The sequence below is a fragment of the Streptomyces sp. NPDC053431 genome (assembly GCF_044544925.1).
Taxonomy (GTDB): Bacteria; Actinomycetota; Actinomycetes; order Streptomycetales; family Streptomycetaceae; genus Streptomyces.
In genome coordinates this window covers 22,888-35,745 of record NZ_JBITXX010000005.1, presented here as the reverse complement: position 1 = coordinate 35,745, position 12,858 = coordinate 22,888, and the positions used below count along the sequence as shown (strand labels likewise).

Genomic DNA, 12,858 nt, shown 5'->3' with positions numbered 1-12,858 from the left:
GTCCGCCAAGGGTGATCGCTCGCCCTGGCGCTCGCTGCGCCATCGCGGCATGCGCTGGTGGGCGGTCGCGCATCTCGTCTCCAACACCGGCACGTGGATGCAGCTGACCGTGCAGAACCTGCTGGTGCTGCACATCACCGGCTCGCCCGCCGCCGCCGGCCTCTCGCTCTCCGCGCAGGCCGCGCCCGGACTGCTCATGGGTCTGCTCGGCGGCGCCGTCGTCGACCGCTGGCCGCGGAAGACGACCGCGGCGCTCGCACAGCTGGCCCTGGGCATGGTGGCCCTGACCACCGCCGCCCTCGTGGCGACCGACGGTCTGAACCTGCCCGTCCTGCTCGGGCTCGCCGTGCTCACCGGACTGATCGCCACCGTCGACGGGCCCGCCTGCGCGCTGCTGGGCAACGACCTCGTGCCGGCCGACGACGTGCCCTCCGCCATCGGCGTCGGGTCCCTCGCGCACAGCGCGGGACGGCTCGCGGGAGCCGCCCTGGCCGGAATCACCGTGGCCGTCCTCGGCACGTCCGCCGCCTACGTGGCCAACGGGCTGTCGTTCTTCTTCGTGGCGGCGGTCATCCCCTTCCTCACCCTCGTCCGGCCGCAGGAACCCGCGCCGCGTCCCGCCCCACAGGCGTCCGCGTCCGAGGCGCCCGCTCCGGACGCGGTGTCCGACACGAGCGTGCGGGGTGGCCTGGTCTTCTTCGCCCGCCGCCCCCGGCTGGTCGCCCTCGCCGGGCTCAACGCCGTCAGCGCCCTGTTCGGCCGGAACTACTCGCTGACCCTGGCGGTCCTGGTCACCGGCCCGCTGGCCGGCTCCGCGAAGTCCTTCAGCGCCGTCTCCTCGGCGCTCGCCGTCGGCGGCATCGTGGGCGCGGTGCTCGGCGCGCGGCTGCGCAGCCCCCGGGTGCGCCTGGTCGCCCTGCTGACCGCCGGAGGCGCGCTGCTCCAGGTCGTCGCAGGATTCTCGCCGTCGCTGGCCTTCGTCGTACTGCTCGCGCTGCCGCTCGCGGTCGCCGAATCCGTCGCCGACACCGCGCAGAGCACCCTGCTCCAGACCGATCCGCCGGCCGCGATGCGGGGCCGCGTCCTCGGCGCCTGGAACACCGTCCGTACCCTCTGGGGCCTGCTCGCGCCCCCGGCCCTGGGCCTCCTGATGGAACTGCTTGGCGCCCGCGGCGCCCTGGCCACGGGCGGACTCGTGGTCGCGGCCGCGGTGACCGCCGGCTGGCTCCTGCACGGCCGGCGTGCGGTCGCCTCCGCCCGGCCGGTCGGACCCGTCCAGCCCGTCCAGGTCGTCCGGACCGCGCCGCACGCCCCGGCCGGCCTGGAGCCGGCCGCTGCGGGCGGCCTCGTCCGGCCCGCGCTGGAGAGCGCCGCCTGACATCACGGCCCCGCCCCCTCGTGGCGGTCCGCCGCGGCGGCCTCCGACGGCGGGGGCGCGGGCGGGAGCCCGGGCGCGGGGGTCGGCGACGTCCCGAGGCCGGGGGACGTACATACAGGAGACCTCCCGGGTACGAGGGAAGGCTCAGCGGCCGCCCGGGGCGCAGTGGGCTCGGCGAGGACCTCCGCCAGGACCTCGTCGACGGTGATGCGCAGCAGCCGCGCGTCGGGGTGGTCCGCGTGCGGGTCGCCCGGCTGTCCGGACTCCGGGTCTCCGTCGGGGCCGGGGTGCCACAGCGCGGTGTGCCGGCCGTCCGCCGCCGGCGGTCCCCACAGCGCCGGCGACACCGGGCCGTACAGCACCACCGAGCGCGTCCCGAGAGCGGTGGCGAGGTGCGCGAGGCCGGTGTCCCCGACCACGACGCAGTGCGCGCCGGCGACCAGGCCGCACAGTTCGTCGACGGGCAGCCCCTGCGGACCGCCCGCCAGCGCGGACGGCGCGAGACCGGCCCGTTCCGCGACGGCCCGGGCCAGTGGCGCCTCACCGGGACCGGCCGTGACCACCACCGGCCGGCCCGCGCGGCGGACCTCCCGGGCCACGGCGGCGAAGCGTTCCACCGGCCAGCGGCGGGCGGGCGCCCGCGCCCCGGGGTGCAGGACGACGGGACCCGCGTGACCCTCCACGGGCCCGGGGGCGTCGGGCGGGGCGATCCGCAGGTCCTCGGGGTCGGCGGCGAGCCCGTACCACCGCAGCAGTCGGCACCAGCGCAGTCGTTCGTGCTCGTAGGGCACCCAGGCCGGTCCGGGGACCTCCGGCACCGACGGATGGTGGAAGGCCCACAACGTCCCGGGGGCGCTGCGCGCGAGCAGCCGGTGGCTGGCGGGGCCGCGGCCGTGCAGATTGACCGCGAGGGCGGGACGGGCGGCGGCCCGCGGCAGGGCGGGGGGCACCTCCCGCTCGCGGCCCGCGACCGGCAGCAGCCGGTCGACGCAGTCGACGAGCCGGACGACCGGCGCGAGCTCCCGGGGCGCGGCCAGCACGATCTCGAAGTCGGGCAGACCGCGGCGCAGGGCACGCAGGGCCGGTACGGCGGTCAGCAGGTCGCCGAGCCCCAGCGCGCGCAGCACGAGCACGGCGGGGCGGCTCTCGCCGAGGGGACGTCGACGGGGCGCGACGCCGATGCCGTGTGGGGTGGAGCTCGGCGCGGTCGGGGCCGGGGAGCTCGGCGCGGTCGGGGCCGGCGGGCCCTCCGGCCGGCCGTCGCCGCGGCCGGGGGCGGCGGGGGGCGGGGCCGGGCTCATCGGTCCCTCGGGCCGGCCGCGGCGGCCTGTGCCGCACGAAGGGTGAGGGACGTCGTGGAATGGCCGTCGAGGTACGGCAGGACGACCGTCTGCCCGCCCCAGCGCCGCAGCGCCTCGCTCTCGGGAAGGCCGTCGGGCGAGTAGTCGCCGCCCTTGACCCATACGTCGGGCCGCAGCCGGTCGAGGAGAAGCTCCGGGGTGTCCTCGTCGAACGCGACGACGGCGTCGACACTGCCCAGGGCGTCCAGCACGCGGATGCGGTCCGCGAGCGGGGTCAGGGGACGGCCCGGCCCCTTGAGACGGGCCACCGAGGCGTCGGAGTTGACGCAGACGATCAGGCAGTCGCCGATGCGTCCGGCGCGCTCGAGCAGCCCGACGTGGCCCGCGTGCAGGAGGTCGAAGCAGCCGCCGGTGGCGACGACGGTGCCGCCGCGTGCGCGGATCCGGCGGGCGAGGGCGAAGGCGTCGGGCGCGCGCCGGACCGTCGCGGGTGCGGCGCTCTCGGCGGCGGCCGAGGGTCGCGGGTCGTCCGCCCGCTCCCCCACGGCCGCGGCGCCGCCGGCGGCGACGAACGCGGCGGCCTCCGCCACCGCCCGCTCCACCGCCTCCTCGGGCAGGGCCCCGCGCGCCAGCGCCACGGTCACCGCCGCCGCGAAGCAGTCGCCCGCGCCGCACGGATCGCCTCCGGTCACCCGGGGCGCCGGCACCAGCAGCGGGGCTCCGGCCCCGGCCCGCGCCAGCAACGCCCCCTCGGCCCCGAGGGTCACGACCACCTGCACCACGCCCCAGCGCGCCGCCAGCGCGGCCCCCCGCTCGGCGTGCGCGCGAAGCGGCGTGCCGGGCGAGCGGTCAGGGTCGGCGCCGGTGGCGGTGTCGGCCAGGTGGGCCTTGAAAAGGCCGGCGGCGGCTTCGGAGACGGAGCCGGCCGCAGGAGCGACGGGGCCTGCCGTGCCGGGGCCGGTGATGCCGTGCGGGGAGGCGGCCGGGGAGGTGGGGGCGGCCGGGGCCGGGCCGACCACCGGGCGGCCGGCGGCGGAGGCGGCGGCACCGGGGGGCGGGCTGAGGAGCGGTGTCGGGGTGGAGTCGGCGGGAGCGGTGAAGGCGGCTGCCTCCTTGGCGTTCGGGGTGGCCACGCGCGTGCCCGGGACCGGCGGGCCACCGCGGGGGTGGGGGTCCCAGACGACGGGGACGCGGTGGGCCGCCGCGGCGAGGGCCGGGCGCAGGGCGTCGGCGGTGCCGCGGCCGTAGTCGGAGACGAGGACGGCGCGTGCGGACCGGATCGCGGCCAGCGCCTCGGCGGTGGGCGCCCCGGGCCGGCCGCCGCCGCGGTCGAGCCGGACCAGGGGCCGGCCGCCCACGAGGACTCGGGTCTTGACGGGCAGTGTGCCGTGCAGGGGCAGCGCGACGACCCGGACCCGGTGGCCCAGCGCCCGGCGGGCCGCCTCGGCGGACGCGTCGGTGCCGAGCGCGGTCACGAGGACGACCTCCTCGCCGGGTCGCGCGGCGAGACCGGCCGCGAGGCTCGCGGCGAGTCCCGCGCCGCCGGCCCGACGGCGTACGCCCGTCACGTCGACCACGGGCGCCGGGGCGTCCGGCGCGAGACGGTCGGCCGTGCCCTCGATGTCCTCGTCGAGCAGCAGGTCGCCCACGACGACGATCGGTCCTCGGTTCACTGGGCACCTCCCAGGGCGGCGGACCGCACGCCGTCGTGCGGTACTCCGTTGTGGGTCACTCCGGTGTGCGGCACCCCGTCGGGCGGCATCCCGTCGTGCGGCGTCCCGTCGTGGGCGGCCACGGGCCGGTCGGCCGCCGGGGCCTCGGCGAGGGACGCGTCGAAGAACGCGCACAGCAGGTGGACGGCGACCAGGTGCGTCTCCTGCACGGTGGCCGTGGTCGCCCCGTCGACGCAGACGGCGTCGTGCGCGGCCTCCGCCAGCGGGTTCGGCGCGGGCCCGGTCAGCGCCCAGACGTCGAGGCCCCGGGCGCGGGCCGTCACGGCGGCCGAGAGCAGGTTGGCGCTGCGGCCCGAGGTCGAGAGCAGCATCAGCACGTCCCCGCTCCGGCCGTGCGCGGCGACCTGGCGGGCGAAGACCTGCTCGAAGCCGTAGTCGTTGCCGATGGCCGTCACGCTGGACGTCTCGGCGTGCAGCGACAGGGCCGAGTAGGCCGGCCGCTCCTCGCGGTAACGGCCGACGAGCTCCGCCGTCAGGTGCTGCGCCTCGGCCGCGCTGCCGCCGTTGCCGGCGGCCAGCAGCCGGCCGCCGGCGGAGAGGACGTCCGCGAGGTGCCCGCCCCAGCGGGCGAGGCGTGCCAGCTCCGTGCCTTCCAGGCTGTCGACCGCACGGCACAGCGACCGGCAGTGCCGGCGTGCCTCCAGGTGGATCCGGGTCTCGTTCATGAGGGGTCGGCCGCCGACCCTGGGGGCCGGGCCGCACCTCCTTCCTCATGGGTGGGGGCGGTGGAGTGCCGGACGGACCGGTCAGCGGGCCCCGGCCGGCCGGGGCGCGTGCGCGGCTGCCGACACCGCCCGGTAGGAGTCCTCCGTGGCCGCCGCGACGCGGGCCCAGGAGAAGCGGTCGAGGACCCGCTGACGGGCGGCCCTGCCGTACTGGGCGCGCAGCGCGGGGTCGGCGAGCAGCAGCCGGACGGCCCCGGCCAGCAGCCGGGGCTGCGCCGGCGGCACGTGCAGTCCGGTCACCCCGTGGACGACCGAGTCGAGCTGGCCGCCGACCGCGCTGGCCACGAGGGGCCGGCCGCAGGCCATGGCCTCCAGCGGCACGATGCCGAACGGCTCGTAGTCGGCGGGACACAGGACCACGTCGGCGCTCCGCATCAGCGCGGGCACGGAGGCCGGCGGCACGGCCCCGGTGAACCGCACCCGGTCGGCGACGCCGAGCTCCGCCGCGAAGGCGCGCAGCCGCCGTACCTCGGGGTCGGCGTCGAGCGCGTCGGGCGGTGGGCCGCCGGCGACGACGAGTTCGGCGCCGGGGAGTTGTCCGAGGGCCGCCACCGAGACGGCGGCGCCCTTGCGCGGCACCAGTCGGCCCAGGTGCAGCAGCCGGTGGCGGTACGGGCCGCGGGGCGCGGCCGGTCCGTCCGGCCGGAACACGGCCGGGTCGACCCCGCAGGGCACGATGTCGGTCTTGGCACGGGGGATCCCCATGGCGGCGAGTTCCTCGACCTCGTCCCGGCAGGTGGCGACGATCCGGTCGCAGCCGAGTCCGACGTACCGCTCGGAGGAGATGCGGTCGGGCGGACTGGTGTCGGCGGCGCCCTGGTGACGGCGCTTCACGGTGCCGAGGGCGTGATACGTCTGCAGGAAGGGGATGCCGCTCCCCTCCGTCGCCCACAGGCCGGCCAGGCCGGACATCCAGAAGTGCGCGTGGACCACGTCCGGGCGCTCCGACTGCCACTGATCGGCGAGATGGCGCGCGAACGCCGGCATGTGGGGCAGGAGGTCGTCCTTGGGCAGCGCCTCCGGGGGCCCGGCGGGCACGTGGTGGACGAGCACGCCCGGCCGCAGCGGCACCGTCACGTCCAGGGCGGCGTCGTCGCGCCGCGTGTAGACGGTCACCTGGTGCCCGCGGTCGGCGAGCGCGCCGGCGAGCTGGGCGACGTGGACGTTCTGCCCGCCGGCGTCGACGCCGCCGAGTACGGCGAGCGGGCTGGCGTGCTCGGAGATGAGCGCGATCGCGAGCGGCTCGGCCGAGGCGGAGGCCGCGACCGGATCGGACACCGGGGCGGGTGCCCGCCCCGGCCCCCGCGGTGCGCCCCGGCTCGGCGCCCGCGCCGGCGCCCGGCTCCGGGCCGCGGTGGGGCCCGGCGCCACGGGCGAAGCCGGCGCACGGGTCGTGCCGGCGGCGGGGGTCGGGGCCGGAGCGGCGGCCCGGGACGCGGTCCGAGCCGAAGCCGCCGAGGCCCGGGGCGTGCTCGCCGACGCCGTCCGGGGCGTGCTCGTGGTCGGTGGAGGGCCCGAGGTCGGGGCCGGGCTCGCGCTGGGGGGAGTCCCGGTCGGGCTCGTGGTCTGGGGAGTCCGGGGCAGGGTCATGAGCGTGCCTCCGCGATGACGCGCTCCCAGTCGTCCAGGAAGCGCTTGAGACCGTAGTGTTCGAGTGCCGCCTGCCGGGCCCGGGCGCCGTCGGCGGCGGCCGCGGCGGGGTCGGCGAGGTAACGGCGGGCCGCCCGGGCCAGTTCCTCCGGACGGGTCGACAGGGTTCCGGCGCCGGCGGGGACCGCCTCGACGGCTTCCGTGGTCGCCAGGGCGACGACCGGCATGCCGAGGAGCATCGCCTCGATCAGGGACAGGCCCAGCGAGGTCCAGCGCACGGGGTGCAGGTAGAGCCGGCGCTGCGCCATGGCGGCATGCAGCCCGTCCTGCGGCAGTTCCTCCGTGTGGCAGCGGTCCTCGGGCAGCCCGAGGTGGGCGGCGAGCCCCTCCGTCTTCATGCCGAAGACGTCCAGCGGCGTTTCCCGTGCCAGGGCGGGCAGCAGGTCCGTACCGACGAAACGGCCGCGCCGCACCGGCTCGTTGACGACGACGGCCGCGCGCGGCAGCCGGCCGGTGTAGCCGTGCCCCGGGTCGACGACGCCGTGTTCGACGACGACGGCGCGGGTGCTGCCGTTGTCCCACATCAGCCGGTTGAAATGCGTGACGTGCACGAGGGTGAGATCGGCGCGGTCGGCCACGGGATGCCGCGTCACCGGTACGTCGCCGCGCGGGGTGTTGTGCTCCACGTACACGGCGGGCACGTCCCGGCCGGGCCGCCGTCCGCCCAGCCAGCGGGTCGCCAGCTCCTCCTCGTGGGGGCGTTGCAGCACGACCAGGTCGACGGGCGCGTCGCGGAGCGACTCCGGGGGCATTTCGAGTACAGCGGCGGGCCAGGAGAACGTCCGCGCCCGGCCCCGCCCGTCGGGTCCACGGTCCGGGGTGACCGGTACCAGGTAGGTGTGCGGGCCCTGGACGAAGGCCGTCGTCCATGATCCGTGGACGTGCCACAGCAGGATATTCATGAGCTCGTCCCTCCTCTCGCGGGCGCGGGCGTGGATATGGATGTGGACGTGGACGTGGATGTGGGCGTGGAGGTGGGCGTGGGCGGTGGCGCGGGAGTCGGCTCGGGCGCGGCGGCGGGACGGCGGCGCAGGAGCGCGGTCACCGCCGCCACCACCTCGTCGTCGCCGACCGCGTCGAGGCACGGGTGCCCGGGCACGGGGCAGGCCCGGGCCCGGGTCAGCGCGCACGGTGCGCGCTGGTCGCCGAGCAGGACGTGCGGGACGCCGTACGGGCGCCAGCGCTCGGCCGGGACCACCGGCGCGAACAGGCACACCACCGGGGTCCGCACGGCGGCGGCCAGGTGGGCGGGGCCCGTGTTGCCGGTGACGACGGCCCCGGCCCGGGCGAGGACGCTCGACAGCTCGCCCAGGCCGGTGGTGGCTCCCCCGAGGTCGATCCCGTAGCGACCGGCGACCAGCGCGGTCATGCCCTGTTCCGCGGCGGAGCCGGTCACCACCACCCGGTACCCCGCCGCGTGCAGGGCCGCCACCGCCCGGGCCGCCCGCGCGGGGCTCCACGCGCGGGCGGGGACCGCCGCACCGGGGTGCAGCACGACGTACGGGCCGGGGCCGGTCAGCCGCGTCAGGTCCATGGCGCCCCGCGCGTCCGACGGGTGGGGAGCCTCCTCGCAGGGCGCAGGGGGCGCCGCGGGGCGGCCTGCGGTGCTCAGGGCGTCCGTCGAGCCGCCGGGCGGCACGGCGGGGATGCTCGTGGCGCCGTACGGGACGGGGGCGTCCGGGGGCCGGTCCGGCAAAGGCGCGGCGTCCGACGGGACGGACGTCACGCGCAGGCCTCCGTCGTCGCCCGGCGGGAGCGTGAAGCCGGCCGCTCGGGCCAGATCGAGCGCGGCCTCCACCTCGTGCCGGCCGGGGTCGCGGCGGTGCCGCAGGTCGAGCAGGGTGCCCGGGTAGTCCTCGCTGTCGGCGCCTATCCAGGCCACCCCGGCCAGGCGGAGCAGCAGCGCGATCGGCAGCGGGCTCTGGTGGTACGAGACGAGGACGAGCGCGCGGTCGAACCGGCGGGCGGCCAGGGTCCTGACGAGCCGGTCGCACACGGCGGGCGAGACCGGCGGCGCGTCGAGGCCCACCCACGGCGCGTCGTACTCGAGCACCTCGTCGACGCCGGGCAGCAGCCGCGCGGCCGCCGCGCCCCGGGGACCGCACAGCATCGCCGTCCAGGAGGACCCGGCCGCCACCGCGCGGACGGCGGGCCCGGCGAGCAGCACGTCGCCGACGCTGTCGAGCCGCACGACGAGGGTGCGGGGGCCGGTCCTCATCGCGCACCGCCCGTGAGCCGCCGCACGGGTGCGGCGGGGCGGGCCCGGCCGGAGCGGGCGCCGGCGGGCGCGGGGAGCGACCCCGGGAGCGGCGTTTCGAGCGCGATCCGGACGGCCGCGCGGAGGTCGGGGGCCGTGCGGGGCGCCGCGGCGATCTCGGCCGGGAGGGTGGCCGGGGTCGGCACGAGCACGCCGTGCGCGCCCGCCGCGCGTGCGGCGCCCATGTCGCTGCCGATGTCGCCGATGACGAACGTGTGGGAGGGGCGGGCGCCGAGCCGGGCGCAGGCGGCGAGCACGAGCCCCGGGGCGGGCTTGCGGCAGCCGCAGCCGTCCTCGGGACCGTGCGGGCACACGGCCCAGACGCCGAAGGGGCCGAGCAGCAGGCTCACGCGGTGGTGCACGGCCTGGACCTGGCGGCGGGTCAGGTATCCGCGGGCGACGCCGGACTGGTTGCTCACCACTCCCACGGCGATCCCGAGGGCGCGCAGCCGGGCCAGCGCCTCCCAGGCACCGGGGAAGGGCAGTACGCGTCGGGGATCGCCGTTGTAGGGGACGTCCACGATGAGGGTGCCGTCCCGGTCGAACAGCACGGCGTCGGGGCCTTCGCCGTGGGACGCCCGCCAGACGGCCGTCCCGACGGTGCCCGGCCGCCCGCGGAACAGCCAGGGGCGCATGGACGTCTCGGCGCGCTCGTCGGCCCGGCCGTCGGCGCTCGTGCCGCCGTCCGTCTCGTGGCGCACGGCGTGGTGCGCGGCGTGCTGCGGGTCGTGGCGCAGGTCGTGGTGCGTGGCGTGCGTCGGGTCGTGGCGCGCGTCGTGGTGGGTGGCGTGCATCGCGTCGTGGCGCAGGTCGTGGTTCATGTCCTCGCCTCTCGCCATGTGCCGGGGACCGGTGCGGCGGCGGGTGCGGCGGCGGCCGGTGCCGGGGACGGTGGGAGGGGGCGCGCGGCGCGGTGCGCGACGAGGCCGCGCAGCCAGTGCCAGGTCGCCGCCGGCGGGATGACGGCACTGGTGAGGACCATGTCGAGCACCTCCGTCCGCGTGCGCGGGCCGGGCAGCACCCTGGCGAGGGTGAACTCGGCCGTGCCCGCGCACCAGAGCGCGCCGCACAGCGCGGCGGCCCGGTGCCGGCCGGTCAAGGCGCAGCCGAGCGCGGCGAGGCCGGCGACCGTGATCGCGCGGTGGCGCGGCAGGCGCCCGGCCGGGGCGCCGGCGCGGTCCCGCCAGTCCGGACCGTGCAGGCGGCGCATCAGCACGTCGTCGCCGTTGCCCGACTGCTGGCGGACCGGCAGCCAGCGGCCGCCCTGCCGGGGCGGGTGGGCGGTACGGCGGCTGCCCTGGGCCAGTGACCAGCCGTCCTCGAGGAGCCGCAGGGCGAGGTCGGCGTCCTCCCGGAAGGCGTGGCGGAAGCGCTCGTCGAAGCCGCCCACCCGGCGCAGGGCGGCCGGCCGTACGGCCATGTCCGCGGTGATCCAGCGGGCGGTGGCCAGCGCGGCGGTGTTCCGTTCGGCGTCGGTGGGGCGCCGCCCTTCGGACAGCGGCACGTCGATCCGGGCCGCCACGGCGGCGACCCCGTCCGGCCGGCCCGCCAGGTCCTGCGCGAGTTCCGCGCCCCAGTACGGGGAGGGGACGACGTCGTCGTCGAGGAAGACGATCCACTCCGCGTCCCCGGCCAGCCGGGCGCCCGTGTTCCGCGCCGCGGCCGGTCCGCGCGCGGGACCCGCGACCACGGTGGTGATCCCGCGCAGGGCGTCCGGCAGCGGCAGCTCGGGCACGGCGCCGTCCGCTCCCGGCCGGTCGTGCACGACGACCACCCGGGCCGGGGGCACGTCCTCGGTAGCCAGGGCGAGAGCCGTGAGGCAGCTCTGGAGGCTGGGCCGGCCGACGGTCGGCACGACCACCGCGTAACGGGGCGCGGCGGGATGGAGGCGACGCTCGGGGACCGGTGCCGTGTTCATCGGACACACCCCCCACGACCGACGCTCTCGCCGTCGTCGGGCAGACCGCCGCGCGGGCCGCCGCGCAGGCCGCCGTCGGCACTGCCCGTGGCGCCGCTCGCGTCACGCGGTTCCCCCGCGCCGCCCGGGCCGTCCGAACCGCCCGCGTCCGTACCGCCGTTCAGGCCGTTCGCGCCGCTCCCGCTGCCCGCACTGCTCGTACTGCCCGCACTGCTCGCCCCGTTCACCCCGTGCCCGCCCGCGTGGAACATGTCGCTCCTGCGGACGGCGAAGGGGCCGATCGCGAGCAGGTCGACAGGGGTCGACCCGAAGCACTCCAGGGCGTCCCGGGGTTCGTCCACCATGGGCCGGCCGGCCGTGTTGAGACTGGTGTTGACCACGACCGGCAGTCCCGTCCGCCGCTCGAACTCCTCCAGCATCCGGGCCACGAGCGGCTCGTGACGCCGGTCGACGGTCTGGATCCGCGCGGTGCCGTCGACGTGCACGACGGCCGGGATCCGGTCGCGCCAGGGCGCTGCCACGTCGTGCACGAAGAGCATGTAGGGACTGGGCAGCGGGCCGTCGAAGATGTCCCCGGACCGTTCCGTCAGGACCATCGGGGCGACCGGCCGGAACTGCTCGCGGCCCTTGATGTCGTTGAGGCGCTCCAGGTTGCCCGCGTGTCCCGGGTGGGCGAGCAGCGAGCGGTGCCCGAGCGCGCGCGGGCCGTATTCGGAGCGGCCCTGGAACCAGGCCACGACTCCGTTCGCGGCCAGGGTCTCGGCCACGGTCGCCGCGATGTCGGGGGGTCGCTCGAACGGGACGGCGGCCGTCTTGAGGTGCCCGGCGAGCTCGGCGTCCGACCACTCGCGCCCGAGCGCGGCGCCGGGCATCGGCACCGGCTCCTCGCCCGCCTCCGCCGACGCCAGGAGGGCCGCGCCGAGCGCCGTTCCGGCGTCCCCGGCGGCGGGCTGCACCCACACCCGGGAGAACGGTCCCTCGCGCGCGATACGGGAGTTGGCCACGCAGTTGAGGGCGACGCCACCGGCCAGGGTGAGCAGTTCGTCGTGCGTGCGGCCGTGCAGCCAGCGGACGAGGTCGAGCAGGGTCTCCTCCAGGACGTACTGGGCGCTGGCGGCCAGGTCCGCGTGGGCGGCGGTCCAGGGCGCGTCGGCGGCGCGCGGCGGGCAGAGCTCGGACCAGGGCACGCCGTGCGCCCGGAACCCGCCGTCGCCGGTGGGGTGCACGTAACGGCTTATCTCGGCGGCCATCCGCGGGCGGCCGTGCGAGGCGAGCGCCATCACCTTGAACTCGTCGGAGGAGCGCAGGAATCCGAGGTGCTGGGTGAGCTCCTCGTAGACCAGGCCCAGGGATTCGGGCAGCAGTTGGGCCCGCAGCGGTTCCAGGTGGTCGCCGAGTCGGCGGGCCGCCAGGTGGGAGGAGCGTTCGCCGCGTCCGTCCAGCACGAGTACGGAGGAGGTCTCGGCGCCCTCGGCGGCGTACGCGGCCGAGGCGGCGTGCGCCATGTGGTGGCCGACGAACCGGACGTCCTCCGGGTCGAGGCCGGGGAGCGCGGTGGCGAGGAAGCCGGGGGCGTGCCGGGCATAGGCCTGACGCAGGTCGTCCCAGGGGTCGTCGAGCCCCAAGGCCTCGGCGGAGCAGGCCAGTTCGGGATCGTACGAGTACGTGACCAGGTCGAGGTCGGCGGGCCGCAGTCCGGCCCGCTCCAGGCACCAGTGGGCGGACCGCTCGGGCAGTTCCCACGCGGAGAAGGGCACGGGTCGTTTGCCGTGCTTCCTCCGCGAGAAGCGCTCCTCCTCGGCGGCGGCGACGGTGACGCCGTCGACGACCAGGGCGGCAGCGGGGTCGTGGAAGAGGGCGTTGATGCCGAGAACTCGCATGGGGGGGCCTTCCGGT

At 77.8% G+C, this 12,858-nt stretch carries 10 protein-coding genes; 1 reads left to right on the top strand and 9 read right to left on the bottom strand.

All coding sequences use genetic code 11. The annotated features are described in order from the left end of the window. Nucleotides 1-49 precede the first annotated feature (49 nt). The gene (locus ACIGXE_RS14885; protein WP_399747828.1) at nt 50-1,378 is read left to right on the top strand and encodes an MFS transporter; all 1,329 of its coding nucleotides are present in this window, start codon (nt 50-52) and stop codon (nt 1,376-1,378) included. Nucleotides 1,379-1,380: 2 nt separating this feature from the next. Here the strand turns inward: ACIGXE_RS14885 and ACIGXE_RS14880 are convergent, their stop codons facing one another. From ACIGXE_RS14880 to ACIGXE_RS14840, 9 genes are all read right to left on the bottom strand, one after another. Next, nucleotides 1,381-2,679, bottom strand: a complete 1,299-nt coding sequence (locus ACIGXE_RS14880; protein WP_399747214.1) for a glycosyltransferase family 9 protein — start codon at nt 2,677-2,679, stop codon at nt 1,381-1,383. Then, complete coding sequence (locus ACIGXE_RS14875; RefSeq protein WP_399747212.1) at nt 2,676-4,352, bottom strand: PfkB family carbohydrate kinase; 1,677 nt, start codon at nt 4,350-4,352, stop codon at nt 2,676-2,678. The genes ACIGXE_RS14880 and ACIGXE_RS14875 overlap by 4 nt, the downstream gene beginning before the upstream one ends. Continuing rightward, entirely contained in the window at nt 4,349-5,077 is a 729-nt protein-coding gene (locus tag ACIGXE_RS14870; protein ID WP_399747210.1) for an SIS domain-containing protein, read from the bottom strand. Before ACIGXE_RS14870 ends, ACIGXE_RS14875 begins: the two co-directional genes overlap by 4 nt. An 81-nt stretch (nt 5,078-5,158) precedes the next feature. After that, nucleotides 5,159-6,415: a glycosyltransferase gene (locus tag ACIGXE_RS14865; protein ID WP_399747208.1), complete on the bottom strand. Its 1,257-nt coding sequence runs from the start codon at nt 6,413-6,415 to the stop codon at nt 5,159-5,161. A gap of 308 nt (nt 6,416-6,723) precedes the next feature. Then, a complete protein-coding gene (locus ACIGXE_RS14860; RefSeq protein WP_399747206.1) occupies nt 6,724-7,689 on the bottom strand; it encodes a glycosyltransferase in 966 nt (321 codons plus the stop codon). Next, on the bottom strand, nt 7,686-9,005 hold the full coding sequence (locus tag ACIGXE_RS14855; protein ID WP_399747204.1) for a glycosyltransferase family 9 protein: 1,320 nt from the start codon (nt 9,003-9,005) through the stop codon (nt 7,686-7,688). The genes ACIGXE_RS14860 and ACIGXE_RS14855 overlap by 4 nt, the downstream gene beginning before the upstream one ends. Next, on the bottom strand, nt 9,002-9,865 hold the full coding sequence (locus ACIGXE_RS14850) for a D-glycero-alpha-D-manno-heptose-1,7-bisphosphate 7-phosphatase (RefSeq protein ID WP_399747203.1): 864 nt from the start codon (nt 9,863-9,865) through the stop codon (nt 9,002-9,004). The genes ACIGXE_RS14855 and ACIGXE_RS14850 overlap by 4 nt, the downstream gene beginning before the upstream one ends. Then, nucleotides 9,862-10,962: a glycosyltransferase family 2 protein gene (locus tag ACIGXE_RS14845; RefSeq protein ID WP_399747201.1), complete on the bottom strand. Its 1,101-nt coding sequence runs from the start codon at nt 10,960-10,962 to the stop codon at nt 9,862-9,864. Before ACIGXE_RS14845 ends, ACIGXE_RS14850 begins: the two co-directional genes overlap by 4 nt. Beyond that, complete coding sequence (locus ACIGXE_RS14840) at nt 10,959-12,842, bottom strand: carbamoyltransferase (protein WP_399747199.1); 1,884 nt, start codon at nt 12,840-12,842, stop codon at nt 10,959-10,961. Before ACIGXE_RS14840 ends, ACIGXE_RS14845 begins: the two co-directional genes overlap by 4 nt. Nucleotides 12,843-12,858 lie beyond the last annotated feature (16 nt).

Coding starts and splice junctions, on each gene's coding strand:
- ACIGXE_RS14885 (WP_399747828.1), top strand. CDS start 50: ATGCGCTGGTGGGCGGTCGCGCATCTCGTCTCCAACACCGGCACGTGG.
- ACIGXE_RS14880 (WP_399747214.1), bottom strand. CDS start 2,679: ATGAGCCCGGCCCCGCCCCCCGCCGCCCCCGGCCGCGGCGACGGCCGG.
- ACIGXE_RS14870 (WP_399747210.1), bottom strand. CDS start 5,077: ATGAACGAGACCCGGATCCACCTGGAGGCACGCCGGCACTGCCGGTCG.
- ACIGXE_RS14860 (WP_399747206.1), bottom strand. CDS start 7,689: ATGAATATCCTGCTGTGGCACGTCCACGGATCATGGACGACGGCCTTC.
- ACIGXE_RS14855 (WP_399747204.1), bottom strand. CDS start 9,005: ATGAGGACCGGCCCCCGCACCCTCGTCGTGCGGCTCGACAGCGTCGGC.
- ACIGXE_RS14850 (WP_399747203.1), bottom strand. CDS start 9,865: ATGAACCACGACCTGCGCCACGACGCGATGCACGCCACCCACCACGAC.
- ACIGXE_RS14845 (WP_399747201.1), bottom strand. CDS start 10,962: ATGAACACGGCACCGGTCCCCGAGCGTCGCCTCCATCCCGCCGCGCCC.
- ACIGXE_RS14840 (WP_399747199.1), bottom strand. CDS start 12,842: ATGCGAGTTCTCGGCATCAACGCCCTCTTCCACGACCCCGCTGCCGCC.